We start from the raw sequence: 22322 nt of genomic DNA on the forward strand, positions 1-22322 counted from the left end.
ATGCGGGCATCGTATAATGGCTATTACCTCAGCCTTCCAAGCTGATGATGCGGGTTCGATTCCCGCTGCCCGCTCCAGATGTGCTGATATGGCTCAGTTGGTAGAGCGCACCCTTGGTAAGGGTGAGGTCCCCAGTTCGACTCTGGGTATCAGCACCACTTCCTTTATCTCTCTCCTGATTCTCTCTCTGTAAAACTAACAGTCAGGCATAGCCTGGTTGATGTGACGATATCTTTGATATATCCGTGTCTTAGAGGGACAAGCGATGGCTAAAGAGCAATTTCAACGTAACAAACTGCACGTAAACGTGGGCACCATCGGTCACGTTGACCACGGTAAAACCACTCTGACTGCTGCGATCACCACCGTACTGGCTAAAACCTACGGCGGCCAGGCTCGTGCATTTGACCAGATCGACAACGCGCCGGAAGAGAAGGCTCGTGGTATCACCATCAACACTTCACACGTTGAGTACGAAACCCCGACTCGCCACTACGCGCACGTTGACTGCCCGGGCCACGCCGACTACGTGAAAAACATGATCACCGGTGCTGCTCAGATGGATGGCGCAATCCTGGTTGTTGCTGCGACTGACGGCCCGATGCCGCAGACCCGTGAGCACATCCTGCTGGGTCGTCAGGTTGGCGTTCCTTACATCATCGTGTTCCTGAACAAGTGTGACATGGTTGATGACGAAGAACTGCTGGAACTGGTTGAGATGGAAGTACGTGACCTGCTGTCACAGTACGACTTCCCGGGCGACGACACCCCGATCGTTCGTGGTTCAGCTCTGAAAGCGCTGGAAGGCGAAGCAGAGTGGGAAGCGAAAATCGTTGAGCTGGCTGGTCACCTGGATACTTACATCCCGGATCCGGTTCGTGCCATCGACCTGCCGTTCCTGCTGCCGATCGAAGACGTATTCTCAATCTCTGGCCGTGGTACCGTTGTTACCGGTCGTGTTGAGCGCGGCATCGTGAAAGTCGGCGACGAAGTTGAAATCGTTGGTATCAAAGCGACTGCAAAATCAACCTGTACTGGCGTTGAAATGTTCCGCAAACTGCTGGATCAGGGTCAGGCTGGTGAAAACTGTGGTGTTCTGCTGCGCGGTATCAAGCGTGAAGACATCCAGCGTGGTCAGGTACTGGCTAAGCCGGGCACCATCAAGCCGCACACTCAGTTCGAATCAGAAGTGTACGTACTGTCTAAAGATGAAGGCGGCCGTCATACTCCGTTCTTCAAAGGCTACCGTCCTCAGTTCTACTTCCGTACAACTGACGTAACCGGTTCAGTAGAACTGCCGGAAGGCGTAGAGATGGTAATGCCGGGCGACAACATCAAAATGGTTGTTACCCTGATTCACCCGATCGCGATGGACGAAGGTCTGCGCTTCGCAATCCGCGAAGGCGGCCGTACCGTTGGTGCGGGCGTTGTTGCTAAAGTTATCGCTTAATCTCGATAATATTTGACGCAATGCACACGGAAAGGGCATCATTTGATGCCCTTTTTGCACGCTGTTGTATAGAACCTGGCTCATCAGTGATTTTCGGTCATAATCATTGCTGAGACAGGCTCTGTTAAGCGGTGCAGGATACCGAGTTACGCTCTAAAAGCTCATTCGGTTTGGATGCCTCGCCATGCGGGGCACAACAGTTTCTGAATTATAGTGGCAGGTTGGTTTATGAGTGCGAATACCGAAGCTCAAGGGAGCGGACGCGGCCTGGAAACAGTAAAATGGCTGGCTGTTGCCGTATTACTGGTTGTCGCTATTGTTGGTAATTACTACTACCGCGATGTGACACTTCCGTTGCGTGCGCTGGCTGTAGTGGTTCTGATTGCAGTGGCAGGCGGCGTAGCGTTGCTGACCACGAAAGGCAAAGCGACAGTTGCGTTTGCGCGTGAAGCAAGAACCGAGATGCGTAAGGTCATTTGGCCGACTCGCCAGGAAACGCTGCACACCACGTTAATCGTTGCCGCGGTAACTGCCGTGATGTCACTGATTTTGTGGGGACTGGATGGTATTCTTGTCCGCCTTGTATCGTTTATCACTGGCCTGAGGTTCTGAGATGTCTGAAGCTCCAAAAAAACGCTGGTACGTCGTGCAGGCGTTTTCCGGTTTCGAAGGCCGCGTAGCCCAGTCGCTGCGTGAGCACATCAAATTGCACAATATGGAAGAGTTGTTTGGCGAAGTCATGGTGCCGACTGAAGAAGTCGTGGAAATCCGTGGTGGCCAGCGTCGCAAAAGCGAGCGTAAATTCTTCCCGGGTTACGTACTGGTTCAGATGGTTATGAACGATGCCAGCTGGCATCTGGTGCGTAGCGTACCGCGTGTTATGGGCTTCATTGGTGGTACATCAGACCGTCCGGCGCCGATCAGCGATAAAGAAGTGGATGCGATCATGAACCGCCTGCAACAGGTGGGTGATAAGCCGCGTCCAAAAACACTGTTCGAGCCAGGCGAGATGGTACGCGTCAACGACGGCCCATTTGCCGACTTCAACGGCGTGGTGGAAGAGGTGGATTACGAGAAAAGCCGCCTGAAAGTGTCTGTTTCCATCTTCGGTCGTGCTACACCTGTTGAGCTGGACTTCAGCCAGGTGGAAAAAGGCTAACACCTTATACATTTTTCTAGTTGCAGCAGGCGCGGAATTTATCTACAATTTCGCGCCTTTTGTTTTTATGCGCTGGCGACAGCGTGTGAATTGTCATCACGGGGAGCCTGTTTTTCAGGCGCTATAACCCAATTGAGGAAATATCATGGCTAAGAAAGTACAAGCCTATGTCAAGCTGCAGGTTGCAGCTGGTATGGCTAACCCGAGCCCACCGGTTGGTCCAGCTCTGGGTCAGCAGGGCGTTAACATCATGGAATTCTGTAAAGCGTTTAACGCGAAGACCGAATCTCTGGAAAAAGGTCTGCCGACTCCTGTTGTTATCACCGTATACAGCGACCGTTCTTTCACCTTCGTTACCAAAACACCTCCGGCTGCCGTACTGCTGAAAAAAGCAGCGGGCATCAAGTCTGGTTCTGGTAAGCCGAACAAAGACAAAGTCGGTAAAGTAACCCGTGCTCAGGTACGTGAAATCGCAGAAACCAAAGCTGCGGACATGACTGGTGCTGACGTAGAAGCGATGACTCGCTCTATCGAAGGTACTGCTCGTTCCATGGGCCTGGTAGTGGAGGACTAAGAAATGGCTAAGCTGACCAAGCGCATGCGCGTGATCCGTGACAAAGTTGATGTGACCAAACAGTATGACATCAACGAAGCTGTTGCTCTGCTGAAAGAACTGGCTACTGCTAAGTTTGTAGAGAGCGTAGACGTTGCTGTTAACCTCGGCATCGATGCTCGTAAATCTGATCAGAACGTACGTGGTGCAACTGTACTGCCGCACGGTACTGGTCGTTCAGTACGCGTTGCCGTATTTACCCAGGGCGCAAACGCTGAAGCTGCTAAAGCAGCTGGCGCAGAGCTGGTAGGTATGGAAGATCTGGCTGACCAGATCAAAAAAGGCGAAATGAACTTTGACGTTGTTATTGCTTCTCCGGATGCAATGCGCGTTGTTGGCCAGCTCGGCCAGGTTCTGGGCCCGCGCGGTCTGATGCCAAACCCGAAAGTGGGTACTGTAACCCCGAACGTTGCTGAAGCGGTTAAAAACGCTAAAGCGGGTCAGGTTCGTTACCGTAACGACAAAAACGGCATCATTCACACCACCATCGGTAAAGTGGACTTCGACACTGACAAACTGAAAGAAAACCTGGAATCTCTGCTGGTTGCGCTGAAAAAAGCAAAACCTGCTCAGGCGAAAGGCGTGTACATCAAGAAAGTTAGCCTGTCCACCACCATGGGCGCTGGCGTTGCCATCGACCAGGCTGGTCTGAACGCAGTAGCAAACTAATTGCTGCTTGTAACGGGCGAAAAATTCATCTAGAATCTTACGCCCGTTGTTCTGGTTGATCGTTCAATTCAGAACCCAGATTCATAGTGAATGGAGAGTAAAGGTTAACCCCTTTGTAATTCAGTCACTAAGGTTGGAGCCAGGCCTTATCCTGGCCTCCGTCCAAGACCGCAGGAGCGCAACATCTTCGGATGAAACGCTTAATCCCCTGCGTAGACGGTGACAGAACCAAAAAGAATTTTTTTCTTCACTGGATTCTGCTCACCGTGTAATAGCGCTTATTGCCTTCGGGTAAATAGGTGAAGTGAGTTCCAGGGAAATCCTTCCCTGGTCAAATCCAGGAGCAAAAGCTAATGGCATTAAATCTTCAAGACAAACAAGCGATTGTTGCTGAAGTCAGCGAAGTAGCCAAAGGCGCGCTGTCAGCGGTTGTTGCGGATTCCCGCGGCGTGACCGTTGATAAAATGACCGAACTGCGTAAAGCAGGTCGTGAAGCTGGCGTTTACATGCGTGTTGTTCGTAACACCCTGCTGCGCCGCGTCGTTGAAGGTACTCCTTTCGAGTGCCTGAAAGACACGTTTGTTGGTCCGACCCTGATTGCATACTCTATGGAACACCCGGGCGCTGCTGCTCGTCTGTTCAAAGAGTTCGCGAAAGCGAATGCAAAATTCGAGGTCAAAGCTGCAGCCTTTGAAGGTGAGCTGATCACGGCGGCCAATATTGACCGTCTGGCAACTCTGCCGACTTACGAAGAAGCACTGGCACGTCTGATGTCGACCATGAAAGAAGCCGCTGCTGGCAAACTGGTCCGCACTCTGGCTGCTGTTCGCGATGCAAAAGAAGCGGCTTAAGGCCAGCTCTTTTCCTTCGTACTTTAACGCATAAACTTATACTGATTCTTAGGAACAATTGTTATGTCTATCACTAAAGACCAAATTCTGGAAGCTGTTGCAGCTATGTCCGTAATGGAAGTAGTTGAGCTGGTTTCTGCTATGGAAGAAAAATTCGGCGTTTCTGCTGCTGCTGCTGTAGCTGTTGCTGCTGGCCCGGCTGAAGCTGTTGAAGAGAAAACTGAATTCGACGTTCACCTGAAAGCTGCTGGTGCGAACAAAGTTGCAGTAATCAAAGCTGTACGTACCGCAACTGGTCTGGGCCTGAAAGAAGCCAAAGATCTGGTTGAAGCTACTGGCGTGATCAAAGAAGGCATCAGCAAAGATGACGCTGCTGCTCTCGAAGCACTGCTGAAAGAAGCTGGCGCTGAAGTTGAAGTTAAGTAAGACAACCTTCGGGTTGCAGTCTGAGTAGTTTCAGGCTGATGGCTGGTGACTTTTTGGTCACCAGCCTTTTTGCGCTACAGAGCCGCAATGGGGTTTCGCATTATTTGTCCATTGGTGCTCTTCAATATCTTTTTCTATCGACGACTTAATATACTGTTTTCCTGCGCGGGTTCCCTGCCCATGCTGAAGCAATGAAATGATTTAAGAGTGATAGAAAGATGTATTGCATGTGATGCCCCGCATCGCATGAGAAACAAAATAGTGTTGCATGAACTGTCCTTCAGGACGGACAGCGTGGGTCGACTTGTCAGCTAGCTGAGGAACCCTATGGTTTACTCCTATACCGAGAAAAAACGTATTCGTAAGGATTTTGGTAAACGTCCGCAAGTGCTGGACATACCTTATCTCCTTTCTATCCAGCTTGACTCGTTCCAGAAGTTTATCGAGCAAGATCCAGAAGGTCAGTACGGACTGGAAGCAGCATTCCGTTCCGTATTCCCGATCGCGAGCTACAGCGGCAACTCCGAGTTGCAGTATGTTAGCTACCGTCTGGGTGAACCTGTCTTTGACGTAAAAGAATGTCAGATCCGTGGCGTGACGTTTTCTGCACCGCTGCGCGTGAAACTGCGTCTGGTGATCTACGAGCGCGAAGCGCCGGAAGGCACCGTCAAAGACATTAAAGAACAAGAAGTTTACATGGGCGAAATTCCGCTCATGACCGAAAACGGTACCTTTGTAATCAACGGTACTGAGCGTGTTATCGTTTCTCAGCTGCATCGTAGTCCTGGCGTTTTCTTTGACAGCGATAAGGGTAAAACGCACTCTTCCGGTAAAGTGCTGTATAACGCACGCATCATCCCTTACCGCGGTTCATGGCTCGATTTCGAGTTTGACCCGAAAGACAACCTGTTCGTCCGTATTGACCGTCGCCGTAAGCTGCCGGCCAGTATCATCCTGCGCGCGCTGCATTACACCACAGAGCAGATTCTTGATCTGTTCTTCGAAAAAGTGGTGTTCGAAATCCGCGACAACAAACTGCAGATGGAACTGGTGCCTGAGCGCCTGCGTGGTGAAACCGCCTCCTTCGATATCGAAGCCAACGGCAACGTCTACGTTGAGAAAGGTCGTCGCATCACTGCTCGCCACATCCGCCAGCTGGAAAAAGACAATATCCAGCACATCGAAGTACCGGTTGAATACATTGCCGGTAAAGTGGTGGCTAAAGATTACATCGACACCAATACCGGTGAGTTGATCGTTGCAGCGAACATGGAGCTGTCACTGGATCTGCTGGCGAAACTGAGCCAGTCCGGTCACAAGCGCATTGAAACGCTGTTCACCAACGATCTGGACCACGGTCCGTACATTTCTGAGACACTGCGTGTTGACCCAACCAATGATCGCCTGAGCGCGCTGGTTGAGATCTATCGCATGATGCGTCCTGGTGAGCCGCCGACGCGTGAAGCTGCAGAAAACCTGTTCGAGAACCTGTTCTTCTCTGAAGATCGTTACGATCTTTCTGCGGTTGGCCGCATGAAGTTCAACCGTTCTCTGCTGCGTGACGAGATCGAAGGTTCCGGTATCCTGAGCAAAGACGACATCATCGAAGTGATGAAGAAGCTCATCGATATCCGTAACGGTAAAGGCGAAGTGGACGATATCGACCACCTCGGCAACCGTCGTATCCGTTCTGTTGGCGAAATGGCAGAAAACCAGTTCCGTGTTGGCCTGGTGCGTGTAGAGCGTGCGGTGAAAGAGCGTCTTTCCCTGGGCGATCTCGACACCCTGATGCCTCAGGATATGATCAACGCCAAGCCGATTTCTGCGGCAGTGAAAGAGTTCTTTGGTTCCAGCCAGCTGTCTCAGTTTATGGACCAGAACAACCCGCTGTCTGAAATCACGCATAAGCGTCGTATTTCTGCCCTCGGCCCAGGCGGTCTGACCCGTGAACGTGCTGGCTTCGAAGTACGTGACGTACACCCGACTCACTACGGTCGCGTATGTCCAATCGAAACGCCGGAAGGTCCGAACATCGGTCTGATCAACTCGCTGTCTGTGTACGCACAGACCAACGAGTATGGCTTCCTGGAAACGCCTTATCGTCGCGTGGTTGACGGTAAAGTGAGCGACGAAATCCATTACCTCTCTGCAATTGAAGAAGGTAACTTCGTTATCGCTCAGGCGAACACCAACCTGAACGACGACGGTTCATTCGTTGACGATCTGGTTACCTGTCGTAGCAAAGGCGAATCAAGCCTGTTCAGCCGCGACCAGGTTGACTATATGGACGTTTCGACCCAGCAGGTTGTTTCTGTTGGTGCGTCACTGATCCCGTTCCTGGAACACGATGACGCCAACCGTGCATTGATGGGTGCAAACATGCAACGTCAGGCGGTTCCGACTCTGCGTGCTGATAAGCCGCTGGTTGGTACCGGTATGGAACGTGCTGTTGCTGTTGACTCCGGTGTTACCGCCGTAGCCAAACGTGGCGGTACTATCCAGTACGTTGATGCATCACGTATCGTGATTAAGGTTAACGAAGATGAGATGTACCCGGGCGAAGCCGGCATCGACATCTACAACCTGACCAAATATACCCGTTCGAACCAGAACACCTGTATCAACCAGATGCCGTGTGTTTCTCTGGGCGAACCGATTGAGCGCGGCGACGTGCTGGCAGATGGCCCGTCTACCGACCTCGGTGAACTGGCGCTGGGCCAGAACATGCGCGTAGCGTTCATGCCGTGGAATGGTTACAACTTCGAAGACTCCATCCTTGTTTCTGAGCGTGTAGTACAGGAAGACCGTTTCACTACCATCCATATTCAGGAACTGGCTTGTGTGTCTCGTGACACCAAACTGGGGCCAGAAGAGATCACTGCTGACATCCCGAACGTGGGTGAAGCTGCGCTCTCCAAACTGGATGAATCCGGCATTGTTTACATCGGTGCTGAAGTGACCGGTGGTGACATTCTGGTGGGTAAAGTAACACCGAAAGGTGAAACCCAGCTGACGCCAGAAGAGAAACTGCTGCGTGCGATCTTCGGTGAAAAAGCCTCTGATGTGAAAGATTCGTCACTGCGCGTGCCGAATGGCGTTTCCGGTACTGTTATTGACGTGCAGGTCTTCACCCGCGATGGCGTGGAAAAAGACAAGCGCGCGCTGGAAATCGAAGAAATGCAGCTGAAGCAGGCGAAGAAAGACCTGTCTGAAGAACTGCAGATCCTCGAAGCTGGTCTGTTTGGTCGTATCCAGGCGGTACTGATCTCTGGTGGTGTTGAGGCTGAGAAGCTGGACAAGCTGCCGCGCGAGCGCTGGCTGGAGCTGGGCCTGACCGACGAAGAGAAACAGAACGCACTGGAGCAGCTGGCTGAGCAGTATGACGAGCTGAAGCACGAGTTTGAGAAGAAACTCGAAGCGAAGCGTCGCAAGATCACCCAGGGCGATGATCTGGCACCGGGCGTGCTGAAAATCGTTAAGGTGTATCTGGCGGTTAAACGTCAAATCCAGCCTGGTGACAAGATGGCAGGTCGTCACGGGAACAAAGGTGTTATCTCCAAGATCAACCCGATCGAAGATATGCCTTACGATGAGAACGGCACGCCGGTCGATATCGTTCTGAACCCGCTGGGCGTACCGTCACGTATGAACATCGGTCAGATCCTGGAAACCCACCTGGGTATGGCAGCGAAAGGTATTGGTGAGAAAATCAATGCCATGCTGAAGAAGCAGGAAGAAGTTGCCAAACTGCGTGAGTTTATCCAGCGTGCTTACGATCTGGGCACTGACGTGCGTCAGAAAGTTGACCTGAACACTTTCAGCGATGATGAAGTGCTGCGTCTGGCAGAGAACCTGAAAAAAGGTATGCCGATCGCAACGCCAGTGTTTGACGGCGCGAAAGAAAGCGAAATCAAAGAGCTGCTGCAGCTCGGCGGTCTGCCTTCTTCCGGTCAGATTACCCTGTTTGACGGCCGTACCGGCGAGCAGTTCGAGCGCCAGGTTACCGTTGGCTACATGTACATGCTGAAACTGAACCACCTGGTCGATGACAAGATGCACGCCCGTTCCACCGGTTCTTACAGCCTGGTGACTCAGCAGCCGCTGGGTGGTAAAGCACAGTTCGGTGGCCAGCGCTTCGGTGAGATGGAAGTGTGGGCACTGGAAGCATACGGTGCCGCTTATACCCTGCAGGAAATGCTGACCGTTAAGTCTGATGACGTGAACGGCCGTACGAAGATGTATAAAAACATCGTCGATGGCAACCATCAGATGGAACCGGGCATGCCGGAATCCTTCAACGTACTGTTGAAAGAGATTCGCTCGCTGGGTATCAACATCGAGCTGGAAGACGAGTAAGCACTCGCATTTGTACTGGTTATGGGATGTTCGGCTGATGTCGAACATCCCTGAGAGTCTCACTCCGACGGGAGCTAATCCGTGAAAGACTTACTTAAGTTTCTGAAAGCGCAAACTAAAACCGAAGAGTTTGATGCGATCAAAATTGCTCTGGCTTCGCCAGACATGATCCGTTCCTGGTCTTTTGGTGAAGTGAAAAAGCCGGAAACCATTAACTACCGTACCTTCAAGCCGGAGCGTGACGGTCTTTTCTGTGCCCGTATTTTCGGACCAGTAAAAGATTACGAGTGCCTGTGCGGTAAGTACAAGCGCCTGAAACACCGTGGCGTGATTTGTGAGAAGTGTGGCGTTGAAGTCACACAGACCAAAGTGCGTCGTGAGCGTATGGGCCATATCGAACTGGCTTCGCCGACTGCCCACATTTGGTTCCTGAAATCACTGCCGTCCCGCATCGGTTTGCTGCTGGATATGCCGTTGCGTGACATCGAGCGCGTGCTGTACTTCGAATCCTATGTGGTTGTCGAAGGTGGCATGACCAACCTCGAAAAACGTCAGATCCTGACTGAAGAGCAGTACCTGGACGCGCTGGAAGAGTTCGGTGACGAATTCGACGCGAAGATGGGTGCGGAAGCAATTCAGGCTCTGTTGAAAAACATGGATCTGGAGCAGGAATGCGAACAGCTGCGCGAAGAGCTGAACGAAACCAACTCCGAAACCAAGCGTAAGAAGCTGACCAAGCGTATCAAGCTGCTGGAAGCGTTCGTGCAGTCTGGCAACAAGCCGGAGTGGATGATCCTGACCGTGCTGCCGGTACTGCCGCCGGATCTGCGTCCGCTGGTTCCGCTGGATGGTGGTCGTTTCGCTACCTCGGATCTGAACGATCTGTATCGTCGCGTGATCAACCGTAACAACCGTCTGAAACGTCTGCTGGATCTGGCTGCGCCAGATATCATCGTACGTAACGAAAAACGTATGTTGCAGGAAGCGGTTGATGCATTGCTGGATAACGGCCGTCGTGGTCGCGCCATCACTGGCTCCAACAAGCGTCCGCTGAAATCACTGGCCGACATGATCAAAGGTAAGCAGGGTCGTTTCCGTCAGAACCTGCTGGGTAAACGTGTCGACTACTCTGGTCGTTCGGTTATCACCGTAGGTCCATACCTGCGTCTGCACCAGTGTGGTCTGCCGAAGAAAATGGCACTGGAACTGTTCAAACCGTTCATTTACGGCAAGCTGGAACTGCGTGGCCTCGCCACCACCATCAAAGCCGCGAAGAAAATGGTTGAGCGCGAAGAAGCTGTCGTTTGGGATATCCTGGACGAAGTTATTCGTGAACACCCGGTACTGCTGAACCGTGCACCAACCCTGCACCGTCTGGGTATCCAGGCGTTTGAACCGGTTCTGATCGAAGGTAAAGCAATCCAGCTGCACCCGCTGGTTTGTGCGGCATATAACGCCGACTTCGATGGTGACCAGATGGCCGTTCACGTACCGCTGACGCTGGAAGCCCAGCTGGAAGCGCGTGCGCTGATGATGTCTACCAACAACATCCTGTCACCGGCGAACGGCGAGCCAATCATCGTTCCGTCTCAGGACGTTGTTCTGGGTCTGTACTACATGACCCGTGACAAAGTGAACGCCAAAGGCGAAGGCATGGTGCTGACTGGCCCGAAAGAAGCTGAGCGTGTTTACCGCGCTGGCCTGGCCGAGCTGCATGCCCGCGTAAAAGTGCGTATCACCGAGTTCAGCAAAAACGAACAGGATGAATTCGTTGCGAAAACCAGCCTGATCGACACCACCATTGGTCGTGCGATCCTGTGGATGATCGTGCCGAAAGGTCTGCCTTACTCCATCGTCAACCAGGCGCTGGGTAAAAAAGCTATCTCCAAAATGCTGAACACCTGTTACCGCATTCTGGGCCTGAAGCCGACCGTTATCTTTGCTGACCAGACCATGTACACCGGTTTTGCCTATGCAGCCCGTTCAGGTGCTTCTGTAGGTATCGACGACATGGTTATCCCGGCGAAGAAAGCTGAGATCATCGCAGAAGCGGAAGCTGAAGTTGCTGAGATTCAGGAACAGTTCCAGTCTGGTCTGGTAACGGCTGGCGAACGTTACAACAAAGTTATCGATATCTGGGCCGCAGCGAACGAACGCGTCTCTAAAGCGATGATGGACAACCTGCAGACCGAAACCGTGATCAACCGTCACGGCGAAGAAGAGAAGCAGGTTTCCTTTAACAGCATCTACATGATGGCCGACTCCGGTGCGCGTGGTTCTGCGGCACAGATTCGTCAGCTGGCTGGTATGCGTGGTCTGATGGCGAAGCCGGATGGCTCCATCATCGAAACGCCGATCACCGCGAACTTCCGTGAAGGTCTGAACGTACTCCAGTACTTCATTTCAACGCACGGTGCGCGTAAAGGTCTGGCGGATACCGCACTGAAAACCGCGAACTCCGGTTATCTGACCCGTCGTCTGGTTGACGTGGCGCAGGACCTGGTAGTGACCGAAGACGATTGTGGTACCTTCGAAGGTATCATGATGACGCCGGTTATCGAGGGTGGTGATGTTAAAGAGCCGCTGCGTGAGCGTGTACTGGGTCGTGTGACTGCAGAAGACGTGCTCAAGCCGGGCACCGCAGACATTCTGATCCCGCGTAACACCCTGCTCGATGAGCACTGGTGTGATGTGGTTGAACAGAACTCTGTTGACTCCATCAAAGTGCGTTCAGTCGTAAGCTGTGAAACCGACTTCGGTGTGTGTGCACACTGCTACGGTCGCGATCTGGCACGTGGTCACATCATCAACAAAGGTGAGGCCATCGGCGTTATCGCAGCACAGTCCATCGGTGAGCCGGGTACTCAGCTGACGATGCGTACGTTCCACATCGGTGGTGCGGCATCTCGTGCGGCTGCTGAATCCAGCATTCAGGTGAAGAACAAAGGTACTATCAAGCTGACCAACGCGAAAACCGTTACCAACTCCACTGGTAAGCTGGTCATCGTTTCGCGTAACGTTGAGCTGAAAATGATCGACGAGTTCGGTCGTACCAAAGAAAGCTATAAAGTACCTTACGGTGCTGTGATGGCGAAAGGTGATGGTGAGCAGGTCAACGCGGGCGAAACCGTGGCGAACTGGGATCCGCATACCATGCCGGTTATCACCGAAGTGAACGGTTTCATCCGCTTCACCGACATGATCGACGGCCAGACCATTACCCGTCAGACTGACGAGTTAACCGGTCTGTCTTCGCTGGTTATCCTGGACTCTGCTGAGCGTACTGCGGGTGGTAAAGACCTGCGTCCGGCACTGAAAATCGTTGATGCCAATGGCGACGACGTTCTGATCCCGGGCACCGACATGCCGGCTCAGTACTTCCTGCCGGGTAAAGCGATTGTTCAGCTGGAAGATGGCGTGAAGATCAGCGCGGGTGACACCCTGTCGCGTGTACCGCAGGAATCTGGCGGTACCAAGGACATCACCGGTGGTCTGCCACGCGTTGCGGATCTGTTCGAAGCGCGTCGTCCGAAAGAGCCAGCAATCCTGGCGGAGATCAGCGGTATCATCTCCTTCGGTAAAGAGACCAAAGGTAAGCGTCGTCTGGTCATTACCCCGGTTGATGGCAGCGATCCGTACGAAGAGATGATTCCGAAATGGCGTCAGCTCAACGTGTTTGAAGGTGAGCGCGTAGAACGTGGTGACGTGGTTTCGGACGGTCCGGAATCTCCGCACGACATTCTGCGTCTGCGTGGCGTTCATGCTGTGACCCGTTACATCACTAACGAAGTGCAGGAAGTTTACCGTCTGCAAGGCGTTAAGATTAACGATAAGCACATTGAAGTCATCGTGCGTCAGATGCTGCGTAAAGCGACCATCGTCAGCGCAGGAAGCACCGACTTCCTGGAAGGTGAGCAGGCCGAAGTGTCTCGCATCAAGATCTCTAACCGTGATCTGGAAGCGAATGGCAAACTGGGCGCCACCTACATGCGTGACCTGCTGGGTATCACCAAAGCGTCTCTGGCAACCGAGTCGTTCATCTCTGCTGCATCGTTCCAGGAGACCACACGTGTCCTGACCGAAGCTGCGGTAGCGGGCAAACGCGACGAACTGCGTGGCCTGAAAGAGAACGTTATCGTGGGTCGTCTGATCCCGGCCGGTACCGGTTACGCTTACCATCAGGATCGTATGCGTCGCCGTCAGGTAGGCGAAGTGCAGGTTGCACCGCAGGTTACTGCGGATGAAGCCTCTGCAAGCCTGGCTGAACTGCTGAACGCCGGTCTCGGTGGTAGCGACGACGAGTAATCACTCGATTCGCTAATAAAAAACCCTGCCTCGGCAGGGTTTTTTTTCGTCTGTTTTCTCAGTTCCGGCGGTCTATGTCACCGCGCGTTAAACCGATATCGCGCAGCTGCGTATCGCTTAGGTGCGACAGTATGCGTCGGGTTTCCCGGCGTAAACGCCAGGACTTCACCAGTTGCCGCAGTGCACGCAACATATCCAGCAACGTTATATTGAAGGGTCTTGCCGCACGGTTTTGATCGAATTCCATTATCCTGCCCTCGGTATGATGTCTGAGAAGCATTGTCCGGTTTTCGATCGTTTCAATACAGATTCAAAAAACACATTTATTCAACATACAGATTGCATTGTGATGGATCTGAATGGTAAAAATTAACCTCATCTGTACTGGTTTCTTCCAGCTGAAAATCATGTGAGGCATACGATGACGCGTTACCAGCATTTGGCTTGCCTGCTTTCTGACCGCATTGAGCAGGGGCTGTATCGTAGCGGTGAACGACTGCCGTCGGTGCGTACGCTGAGCATTGAACACGGCGTCAGCATCAGTACCGTTCAGCAGGCCTATCATGTGCTGGAGGAGAAGCAGCTGATTGTGCCGCAGCCGCGTTCCGGTTATTTCGTTGCTACCCGCAAAGCCACGCCGCCTGTTCCGGCAATCACGCGCCCCGCCCAGCGGCCGGTAGAAATCACCCAGTGGGAATCGGTACTGGAGCTGCTCAGTAGCCGCATTGAGGGCGACGTCATTCAGTTAGGCAGCGGTATCCCGGATCTGACACAGCCCACCCTTAAACCGTTATGGAAGATTCACGCTCGCATGGCGCAGAAGCAGGATATTAACCTGCTGAATTATGACTCCCTGTTGGGCGTCGCAGCGCTGCGCGAGCAGGTCGCCCGTCTGACGATCGATAGCGGCTGTCAGCTTACCGCTGACGATATCGTGATCACCACCGGCTGCCATGAAGCGTTATCGGTATCTATCCGTGCTGTTTGCCAGCCTGGTGACATCATTGCGGTGGAATCACCGACTTTCCACGGCACCATGCAGACATTGCGTGGTTTTGGCATCCGCGTGATTGAGATCCCTACCGACTCGGTGACCGGCATCAGCCTCGAAGCGCTGGAGCTGGCGTTTGAACAGTGGCCGATCAAAGCCGTAGTGGTGGTGCCCAATTGTAATAACCCACTGGGTTTTATCATGCCGGAAGCGCGTAAACGTGCGCTGCTGACGCTGGCGCAACGCTTTGATGCCGCAATTATTGAAGACGATGTGTATGGTGAGCTGGCGTGGGAATATCCCCGTCCCATCAGCATTAAATCGCTGGATATGGATGGGCGCGTGCTGTTATGTAGTTCATTTTCCAAAACATTGTCACCGGGCCTGCGTGTCGGCTGGGTTGCGCCAGGGCGCTACCGTGAACGCGTGCTGCATATGAAATATATCAGTACCGGTTCATCGGCCACCGTGACGCAGCATGTGGTGGCGGAGTTTATTCGCCAGGGGCATTACTTGCCGCACCTGCGCCGCATGCGTCAGGTGTATCAACGCAATTACGAGACGTTGAGCTGCTGGGTCCGCCACTATTTTCCCTGTGGCATTTGCGTATCGCGCCCTCAAGGGAGTTTCCTGATGTGGATCGAACTACCTGAAGCCTTTGATGCCGTACGCCTGAATGCTGAACTTCGAGAGTCGAAAATTCAGGTGGCGGTGGGGTCATTGTTTTCGGCCTCAGGTAAGTATCGCAACTGCCTGCGTCTGAATTATGCATTGCCAATCAATGAGGCGACTGAGCAGGCGATCGCGCTGGTGGGAGCGGCGGTCGAACGGGCGATGCTGGCCTGTAGCTCGGAGGCTGAGGCCAGTTGCTGACGCGCCGCTACGCCAGCAGTGTCTTACGCTGTCACTGGGGGTTCCGCCAGCGCCAGCAATTCACGCGTGGCCGCCAGCCAGTCCGGGGCCTGGGTGATGGCACTGACCACCGCGATGCTGCCGACGCCGGTTGCCAAAACTTCAGGCGCGCGTGCCAGCGAGATGCCGCCAATCGCCACGGTTGAAATGCCTTCCAGCCGCGCCAGATGACGTTTCAGCTCGGTAATGCCCTGCGGCTCAGACGGCATCTCTTTGGTCTGCGTGGGGAAGATATGCCCCAGTGCGATATAAGAGGGATGTAGAGCCAGCGCCCGATCCAACTCGGCATCGTCATGGGTGGATAAGCCAAGGCGTAAACCCGCCTGGCGAATAGCATCCAGATCGGCCACATCCAGGTCCTCCTGACCCAGATGCACGCCATAGGCGTTATAGCGAATCGCCAATCTCCAGTAATCATTGATAAATAACCGGGCGCGATATTGTTTACCGAGCGCGATGGCATCGCGCACCGCGTCCTCAACTTCGTGATCCTCGCAATCCTTAATTCGTAGCTGAATGGTGCGTACACCCGCTTCCAGTAAACGGGCAATCCACTCAACACTGTCCACGACCGGATAAAGCCCTAAACGCGGGGCGGTACTGGGAAATGGGGTGGTCATACTTTTTCCTCTTTCAAAGCATCGGCAGCATGATACAGCTCGCCGCCACGGCTACGGAAGGCGTCTGACATCTGTGCCATGCCCACTTCAATCGGCTGGGTTTCAGCCTGCTGACGGGCGGCAAAGTCGCGCACTTCCTGGGTGATTTTCATCGAACAGAATTTTGGACCACACATGGAACAGAAGTGTGCCACTTTACCCGACTCCTGCGGCAGCGTTTCATCGTGGTAGGCGCGGGCGGTGTGAGGATCCAGTGCCAGGTTGAACTGATCTTCCCAGCGAAACTCGAAACGTGCTTTGGACATGGCGTTATCGCGAATTTGCGCGCCAGGATGGCCTTTGGCCAGATCGGCCGCATGGGCGGCGATCTTATAAGTAATCAGCCCTTGTTTTACATCTTCTTTATTCGGTAATCCCAGATGCTCTTTCGGGGTCACGTAGCACAACATCGCGCAGCCGAACCAGCCAATCATCGCGGCACCAATACCAGAGGTGAAATGGTCATAACCGGGGGCGATATCGGTGGTCAGTGGGCCGAGCGTGTAGAACGGGGCTTCGTGGCAATGTTCCAGCTGCTCGGTCATATTGCGGCGAATCATCTGCATCGGCACGTGGCCCGGGCCTTCGATCATCACCTGCACGTCATATTCCCAGGCGATTTTCGTCAGCTCGCCCAGGGTGTGTAGCTCAGCAAATTGCGCTTCATCGTTGGCATCCTGAATCGAACCCGGGCGCAGGCCATCGCCGAGCGACAGCGCAACATCGTAGGCGGCACAGATCTCACAAATCTCGCGGAAGTGCAGATACAGGAAACTCTCCTGGTGATGCGACAGACACCACTTCGCCATAATCGAACCGCCGCGTGACACAATACCGGTCAGGCGTTTTGCCGTCATCGGGACATAACGCAGCAGCACGCCAGCGTGGATGGTGAAGTAGTCTACGCCCTGTTCAGCCTGTTCCAGCAACGTATCGCGGAAAATTTCCCAGTTCAGATCCTCCGCCACGCCGTTCACTTTCTCCAGCGCCTGATAAATCGGTACAGTGCCAATCGGCACCGGGCTGTTGCGCAGAATCCATTCACGCGTTTCATGGATATAGCGGCCGGTGGAAAGGTCCATCACGGTATCGGCACCCCAGCGGGTTGACCACACCAGCTTCTCCACCTCCTCTTCAATTGAGGAGCTGACGGCCGAGTTACCGATATTGGCATTCACCTTCACCAGAAAGTTACGGCCAATGATCATCGGTTCGGATTCGGGATGATTGATATTGGAGGGAATGATGGCTCGCCCGGCGGCAACTTCCTGACGCACAAACTCGGCGGTGATATTGGCAGGCAGATGCGCACCAAAACTGTGCCCCGGATGTTGTTGCAGCAGCACTTCACCACGGATGCGCTCGCGCCCCATGTTTTCGCGCAACGCGATAAACTCCATTTCCGGGGTAATCATGCCCTGGCGTGCATAGTGCAGCTGAGTAACGCAACGACCTGCTTTGGCACGGCGCGGTTGGGGTAAATGTTCAAAACGCAGATGATCCAGCCCTTCATCCGCCAGCCGTTGCTGGGTATAGCTGGAACTGAGTTGGTTGATGGTTTCACTGTCGCCACGCTCAGCAATCCAGCCCGCACGAAGTTTTGCCAGTCCCTGGTGTACATCAATGGTTGCAGACGGGTCGCCATAGGCTCCGGCGGTGTCATACACCGGCACCGGTTCATTCGGTTCGTACTGCGGGTTTTCTTTGCTGCCGCCGGTCAGCGTGGGACTGAGCTGGATCTCACGCATCGGCACGCGAATGTCTTCACGGCTGCCGGTAAGCCAGATGCGCGTTGAATTGGGAAAGGCGGTACCTTGCAGAGAATCGATAAATTCCTGCGCCTGGGCGCGTTGTTCACGACGAGAAGTTTTTGCAACAGACATAGCAATTTTCCTGTAAATGATGGAAGTTGCTTGTCCGGAGTCCGGAAGGAGTAACAGAAACGATGCACGCATCGTACTGATGATGTTTACTCTTGTTCCCTTCGCAGGTACTAACCTGATCAGGTTCCGCGGATCCCGAATTAACGGTCTCAGCCCTATGGGCACTCCGACAAGATGGTGTTTTGCGCTCAAACCACAAAACAAAAAGCCCCTGTAGCATAGAAGGGCTTTTTGCGAATAACAAGTTTTTTACAAATGGGCGATTTAAGCCGGGCGGGCGACAGGACTCTCATTCGCCACCCGTGGGTGCGCCAGCTGATTATCCCACGCCAGACGCACCAGCTTGTCTTCCAGCGTAAAACGCGACTCCAGCACTTCGCCCACTTCAGATAACGCCTGCTGGAAGGTGGTGCAGTTGTCATCGGTGATGGCTTGTTGCAGATGGCCATCATACAACTGCATCATCCGTTCGGTATTGGCTTCCAGCGACGGGTAAAGCTGCGCAGCAGCAATCATCGGGCTATCGCCCTGCATCTCGCTGATAATATGTTCATACACGCTGAAATGACCGGCGGAGAGATAATCCACCAGATTGTGGCAAAAGGCATCCAGCGCCTGCTCATCCAGTGCGCTCAGCGCATCCTTCTTCGGCGTCATGCCAACCAACTGATAATAGGTCACCAGTAACTGACGACGCGCGTGTAGCCATGAATCGACTAATTCGTTGCCGCTGCCTACACGCTCGGTCAGGTCATCTAACTGAGTAAGCATACGAGGCTCCATGTGGGTTATAGTTGTTCATTCTGCGAATAGACGCTAAGGATGACGATTTAAATGCAACGTGAGATCTCAAGCGTAGACGCTGGCTGGTGGATTGTCAGCCATGAACAAAAACTTTGGCTGCCGCAGGGGGAGTTGCCGCATGGCACGGCGCAACAATTTGGCCTGGCAGGCAGCAGCGGTATGGTGATTGGCGAATGGCAGGGCGAAAATGTCTGGCTGGTGCGTGAATCACGACCCGACAACATGGGGTCAGTACGCCAGCTGATTGATGAGGACGTTGGCCTGTTCCAGCTTGCCGGGCGCGGCGTACAACTGGCGGAGTTCTATCGTTCCCACCGCTGGTGCGGCTATTGCGGCCACGAGATGCATTTAAGCAAACGTGAATTCGCCTGCCTGTGCGGCCATTGTCGCGAGCGCTATTACCCGCAAATCGCTCCCTGCATCATTGTCGCCATCCGCCGTGGTGATGAGATTTTGCTGGCAAACCATGCGAAGCATCGCAACAACGTTTATACCGTGCTGGCCGGATTTGTCGAAGTGGGCGAAACCCTCGAACAGGCGGTGGCGCGTGAAGTGATGGAAGAAAGTAATGTACGGGTGAAAAACGTGCGTTATGTGACCTCACAACCGTGGCCGTTCCCCCATTCGCTGATGATGGCGTATATGGCGGAATATGACGGCGGTGATTTGCAACATGACGGCAAAGAGCTGCTGGATGCGGGCTGGTTCCGCTACGATGCCCTGCCATTATTACCCCCGCCCGGCACCGTTGCGCGACGTTTGATTGAAGATACCGTTGCCCAGTGTCGCGCCAGCGCGATGTGAAAATGCTACACTGGCGCCCTGCAAGTGAGAGAGCCAATTATGAGTGAACTGAAGAACGATCGTTATCTGCGTGCCCTGTTACGTCAGCCGGTGGATATCACCCCGGTATGGATGATGCGACAAGCCGGGCGTTATCTGCCGGAATATAAAGCCACTCGTGCCGAGGCCGGTGATTTTATGTCGCTGTGTAAAAATGCTGAGCTGGCGTGCGAAGTCACGTTGCAACCGCTGCGTCGTTACGCGCTGGATGCGGCCATCCTCTTCAGCGATATCCTCACCATCCCCGATGCGATGGGGCTGGGCCTGTATTTTGAAACCGGTGAAGGCCCGCGTTTCTCTCACCCCATCACCTGCCGGGCGGATGTCGATAAACTGCCGGTGCCCGACCCGGAGCAGGAGCTGGGCTACGTGATGAATGCCGTGCGCACCATCCGCCGCAACCTGAAAGGTGAAGTGCCGCTGATCGGCTTTTCCGGCAGCCCGTGGACGCTGGCGACCTATATGGTCGAAGGCGGTAGCAGCAAGGCGTTCACCAAAATCAAAAAGATGATGTACGCCGAGCCGCAGACGCTGCATATGTTGCTGGATAAACTGGCAGACAGCGTGATCCTCTATCTGAACGCGCAGATCAAAGCGGGTGCCCAGTCGATCATGGTATTCGACACCTGGGGTGGCGTGCTGACCGGCCGTGACTACCGTGAATTTTCGCTTTACTACATGCACAAGATTGTCGATAGCGTGCTGCATGAAAACGAAGGTCGCCGCGTGCCAATCACCCTGTTCACTAAAGGTGGCGGGCAGTGGCTGGAAGCGATGGCAGAAACCGGTTGCGATGCGCTGGGGCTGGACTGGACCACGGATATTGCGGATGCGCGTCGTCGCGTTGGTCATAAAGTGGCGTTGCAAGGCAATATGGATCCGTCCATGCTGTATGCGCCTCCGGCCCGTATTGAGCAGGAAGTAGCGGGCATTCTTGAAGGATTTGGTGCCGGGGAAGGCCACGTCTTCAACCTGGGACACGGTATCCATCAGGATGTGCCGCCGGAGCACGCCGGTGCCTTTGTTGAGGCGGTGCATCGTCTGTCCCGTCCTTACCATCAGGGTTAACCATGGATTTAGCGGCGCTACGCAGGGAACAGCAACAGCGTGCGGCTGATGTGGTGCGGCAGGACGATTTTGAGGTGCTGCCGCCCCGCTGGATTGCCGGTGCCGATGTGGGCTTTGAACAGGGCGGTGCGGTCACACGCGCCGCGCTGGTGATTCTGGAGTACCCCTCGTTACAGCTGGTGGAGCATCAGATTGCCCGCATCAGTACCACCATGCCGTATATCCCCGGTTTTCTCTCCTTTCGCGAAGTGCCCGCCCTGCTGGCGGCCTGGCAGCAACTCACTCATCAGCCCGATCTGTTATTTGTCGATGGTCACGGTATCTCGCATCCGCGTCGCCTCGGCGTTGCCGCGCATTTCGGCTTGCTGGTGGATGTGCCCACCATCGGCGTGGCGAAGCGGCGTTTATGCGGGCATGTTGAGGCGCTGGAAGAGGCTCCAGGCAGCCGTCAGCCATTGATGGATAAGGATGAGCAGATCGGCTGGGTGTGGCGTAGCAAGGCGCGCTGCAATCCGCTGTTTATTTCCACCGGCCATCGCGTCAGCACCGATAGCGCCCTGCAATGGGTGGAAAACTGTACCGCGGGCTATCGTTTACCTGAGCCGACGCGCTGGGCGGATGCGGTTGCTTCCGGTCGTCCGGCCTTTCTGCGCAGGCAAAATGCGCGTTGACGCTGTTTGCGCGCGGCTTTTGCGGTACACTGCCGCCAGCTAAATTATTGAGAGCAAGTTTGATGTTACAGAACCCCGTCCATTTACGTCTGGCGAAGCTGGAAAGCTGGCAGCACGTCACCTTTATGGCCTGTCTGTGTGAACGCATGTTCCCCAACTACTGGGCCTTCTGTCAGCAGACCGAATTCGCAGATCCGCAGCTTTATCGCCGCATGCTCGATCTCGTCTGGGAAAGCCTGACGGTCAAAGACGCCAAAATCAATTTCGACAGCCAGCTGGAGAAACTGGAAGCGGCAATCCCTAATGGTGATGATTTCGACATCTACGGTGTGCATCCGGCGATTGATGCCTGTGTGGCATTGAGCGAAGTCCTGCATGCGCAGCTGAGTGGGGAAACCCTTGAGCATGCCATTGAGGTCAGCCGGACGTCGATCACTACCGTGGCGATTCTCGAAATGACCCAGGCTGGACGCGAAATGAGCGATGAAGAGCTGCGCGAAAACCAGGCAATTATTGACGAATGGGATCTGCAGTGGGAGATTTTTCGCCTGCTGGCAGAGTGCGAAGAGCGCGACCTTGAACTCATTAAAGGGTTACGTTCTGACCTGCGCGAAGCGGGAATCAGTAACATCGGTATAATTTTTCAGCAATAAGGCGAGAAA

General features: G+C 54.0%; 18 protein-coding genes, 2 tRNA genes and 1 riboswitch. Of the genes, 16 read left to right on the forward strand and 4 right to left on the reverse strand.

Features of this window, described 5'->3' with window-relative positions:
* Window positions 1-2 precede the first annotated feature (2 nt).
* From AC6I8X_RS01250 to rpoC, 11 genes are all read left to right on the forward strand, one after another.
* A tRNA-Gly gene (locus AC6I8X_RS01250) sits at window positions 3-77 on the forward strand.
* Between the two features lie 5 nt (window positions 78-82).
* Window positions 83-158, forward strand: a tRNA-Thr gene (locus tag AC6I8X_RS01255).
* A gap of 107 nt (window positions 159-265) precedes the next feature.
* A complete protein-coding gene (tuf, locus tag AC6I8X_RS01260) occupies window positions 266-1450 on the forward strand; it encodes an elongation factor Tu (RefSeq protein WP_084877335.1) in 1185 nt (394 codons plus the stop codon).
* A 228-nt stretch (window positions 1451-1678) separates the two neighbouring features.
* Entirely contained in the window at window positions 1679-2062 is a 384-nt protein-coding gene (secE, locus tag AC6I8X_RS01265) for a preprotein translocase subunit SecE (RefSeq protein ID WP_208713618.1), read from the forward strand.
* Between the two features lies 1 nt (window position 2063).
* Window positions 2064-2609: a transcription termination/antitermination protein NusG gene (gene nusG, locus AC6I8X_RS01270; protein WP_013507400.1), complete on the forward strand. Its 546-nt coding sequence runs from the start codon at window positions 2064-2066 to the stop codon at window positions 2607-2609.
* 145 nt (window positions 2610-2754) lie between these two features.
* Window positions 2755-3183 carry a 50S ribosomal protein L11 gene (gene rplK, locus AC6I8X_RS01275; RefSeq protein ID WP_013507401.1) on the forward strand — a complete coding sequence of 143 codons (429 nt, stop codon included), beginning with the start codon at window positions 2755-2757 and terminating at the stop codon, window positions 3181-3183.
* Between the two features lie 3 nt (window positions 3184-3186).
* Window positions 3187-3891, forward strand: coding sequence for a 50S ribosomal protein L1 (gene rplA, locus AC6I8X_RS01280; RefSeq protein WP_084871752.1), 705 nt, complete (start codon window positions 3187-3189; stop codon window positions 3889-3891).
* Window positions 3892-4244: 353 nt separating this feature from the next.
* Entirely contained in the window at window positions 4245-4742 is a 498-nt protein-coding gene (gene rplJ / locus AC6I8X_RS01285; protein WP_084871753.1) for a 50S ribosomal protein L10, read from the forward strand.
* A gap of 63 nt (window positions 4743-4805) precedes the next feature.
* Window positions 4806-5168: a 50S ribosomal protein L7/L12 gene (gene rplL / locus AC6I8X_RS01290; protein ID WP_299455316.1), complete on the forward strand. Its 363-nt coding sequence runs from the start codon at window positions 4806-4808 to the stop codon at window positions 5166-5168.
* Between the two features lie 327 nt (window positions 5169-5495).
* Window positions 5496-9524: a DNA-directed RNA polymerase subunit beta gene (gene rpoB / locus AC6I8X_RS01295; protein ID WP_497840429.1), complete on the forward strand. Its 4029-nt coding sequence runs from the start codon at window positions 5496-5498 to the stop codon at window positions 9522-9524.
* Between the two features lie 81 nt (window positions 9525-9605).
* Entirely contained in the window at window positions 9606-13829 is a 4224-nt protein-coding gene (gene rpoC, locus AC6I8X_RS01300) for a DNA-directed RNA polymerase subunit beta' (RefSeq protein ID WP_208713622.1), read from the forward strand.
* Window positions 13830-13887: 58 nt separating this feature from the next.
* Here rpoC and AC6I8X_RS01305 read toward each other — a convergent pair whose 3' ends face one another.
* Window positions 13888-14076 carry a DUF1127 domain-containing protein gene (locus tag AC6I8X_RS01305; protein ID WP_084871757.1) on the reverse strand — a complete coding sequence of 63 codons (189 nt, stop codon included), beginning with the start codon at window positions 14074-14076 and terminating at the stop codon, window positions 13888-13890.
* A 174-nt stretch (window positions 14077-14250) separates the two neighbouring features.
* Here AC6I8X_RS01305 and AC6I8X_RS01310 point away from each other — a divergent pair, with 174 nt between their 5' ends.
* Window positions 14251-15693 carry an aminotransferase-like domain-containing protein gene (locus tag AC6I8X_RS01310; protein ID WP_313688186.1) on the forward strand — a complete coding sequence of 481 codons (1443 nt, stop codon included), beginning with the start codon at window positions 14251-14253 and terminating at the stop codon, window positions 15691-15693.
* Between the two features lie 23 nt (window positions 15694-15716).
* On the opposite strand, the gene thiE is transcribed toward AC6I8X_RS01310, so the two are convergent.
* The 3 genes from thiE to rsd all read right to left on the reverse strand — a co-directional run bounded on the left by thiE (window position 15717) and on the right by rsd (window position 19045).
* On the reverse strand, window positions 15717-16352 hold the full coding sequence (gene thiE, locus AC6I8X_RS01315) for a thiamine phosphate synthase (RefSeq protein WP_313688188.1): 636 nt from the start codon (window positions 16350-16352) through the stop codon (window positions 15717-15719).
* Complete coding sequence (gene thiC / locus AC6I8X_RS01320) at window positions 16349-18274, reverse strand: phosphomethylpyrimidine synthase ThiC (protein ID WP_497840430.1); 1926 nt, start codon at window positions 18272-18274, stop codon at window positions 16349-16351. Before thiC ends, thiE begins: the two co-directional genes overlap by 4 nt.
* Before the next feature lie 79 nt (window positions 18275-18353).
* Window positions 18354-18453, reverse strand: a riboswitch (TPP riboswitch).
* A gap of 85 nt (window positions 18454-18538) precedes the next feature.
* Window positions 18539-19045: a sigma D regulator gene (gene rsd, locus AC6I8X_RS01325; RefSeq protein WP_313688194.1), complete on the reverse strand. Its 507-nt coding sequence runs from the start codon at window positions 19043-19045 to the stop codon at window positions 18539-18541.
* A 63-nt stretch (window positions 19046-19108) separates the two neighbouring features.
* On the opposite strand from rsd, the gene nudC reads away from it, so the two are divergent.
* From nudC to AC6I8X_RS01345, 4 genes are all read left to right on the forward strand, one after another.
* Window positions 19109-19882 carry an NAD(+) diphosphatase gene (nudC, locus tag AC6I8X_RS01330; protein WP_299455299.1) on the forward strand — a complete coding sequence of 258 codons (774 nt, stop codon included), beginning with the start codon at window positions 19109-19111 and terminating at the stop codon, window positions 19880-19882.
* 39 nt (window positions 19883-19921) lie between these two features.
* Entirely contained in the window at window positions 19922-20989 is a 1068-nt protein-coding gene (gene hemE / locus AC6I8X_RS01335; protein WP_497840431.1) for a uroporphyrinogen decarboxylase, read from the forward strand.
* 2 nt (window positions 20990-20991) lie between these two features.
* A complete protein-coding gene (gene nfi, locus AC6I8X_RS01340) occupies window positions 20992-21660 on the forward strand; it encodes a deoxyribonuclease V (protein ID WP_313688199.1) in 669 nt (222 codons plus the stop codon).
* A gap of 62 nt (window positions 21661-21722) precedes the next feature.
* The gene (locus tag AC6I8X_RS01345) at window positions 21723-22313 is read left to right on the forward strand and encodes a YjaG family protein (protein WP_299455291.1); all 591 of its coding nucleotides are present in this window, start codon (window positions 21723-21725) and stop codon (window positions 22311-22313) included.
* Window positions 22314-22322 lie beyond the last annotated feature (9 nt).

It is taken from the genome of Pantoea sp. X-Soil-TKNS-1280 (genome assembly GCF_059730475.1).

Bases quoted from the DNA above. Each gene is read 5' to 3' on its own strand.
- thiE (WP_313688188.1), bottom strand. From the start codon at position 16,352: ATGACCACCCCATTTCCCAGTACCGCCCCGCGTTTAGGGCTTTATCCG.
- rplK (WP_013507401.1), top strand. From the start codon at position 2,755: ATGGCTAAGAAAGTACAAGCCTATGTCAAGCTGCAGGTTGCAGCTGGT.
- rpoB (WP_497840429.1), top strand. From the start codon at position 5,496: ATGGTTTACTCCTATACCGAGAAAAAACGTATTCGTAAGGATTTTGGT.
- AC6I8X_RS01345 (WP_299455291.1), top strand. From the start codon at position 21,723: ATGTTACAGAACCCCGTCCATTTACGTCTGGCGAAGCTGGAAAGCTGG.
- secE (WP_208713618.1), top strand. From the start codon at position 1,679: ATGAGTGCGAATACCGAAGCTCAAGGGAGCGGACGCGGCCTGGAAACA.
- hemE (WP_497840431.1), top strand. From the start codon at position 19,922: ATGAGTGAACTGAAGAACGATCGTTATCTGCGTGCCCTGTTACGTCAG.
- tuf (WP_084877335.1), top strand. From the start codon at position 266: ATGGCTAAAGAGCAATTTCAACGTAACAAACTGCACGTAAACGTGGGC.
- nfi (WP_313688199.1), top strand. From the start codon at position 20,992: ATGGATTTAGCGGCGCTACGCAGGGAACAGCAACAGCGTGCGGCTGAT.
- rplL (WP_299455316.1), top strand. From the start codon at position 4,806: ATGTCTATCACTAAAGACCAAATTCTGGAAGCTGTTGCAGCTATGTCC.
- rplA (WP_084871752.1), top strand. From the start codon at position 3,187: ATGGCTAAGCTGACCAAGCGCATGCGCGTGATCCGTGACAAAGTTGAT.
- AC6I8X_RS01305 (WP_084871757.1), bottom strand. From the start codon at position 14,076: ATGGAATTCGATCAAAACCGTGCGGCAAGACCCTTCAATATAACGTTG.
- thiC (WP_497840430.1), bottom strand. From the start codon at position 18,274: ATGTCTGTTGCAAAAACTTCTCGTCGTGAACAACGCGCCCAGGCGCAG.
- rsd (WP_313688194.1), bottom strand. From the start codon at position 19,045: ATGCTTACTCAGTTAGATGACCTGACCGAGCGTGTAGGCAGCGGCAAC.
- rplJ (WP_084871753.1), top strand. From the start codon at position 4,245: ATGGCATTAAATCTTCAAGACAAACAAGCGATTGTTGCTGAAGTCAGC.
- AC6I8X_RS01310 (WP_313688186.1), top strand. From the start codon at position 14,251: ATGACGCGTTACCAGCATTTGGCTTGCCTGCTTTCTGACCGCATTGAG.
- nudC (WP_299455299.1), top strand. From the start codon at position 19,109: ATGCAACGTGAGATCTCAAGCGTAGACGCTGGCTGGTGGATTGTCAGC.
- nusG (WP_013507400.1), top strand. From the start codon at position 2,064: ATGTCTGAAGCTCCAAAAAAACGCTGGTACGTCGTGCAGGCGTTTTCC.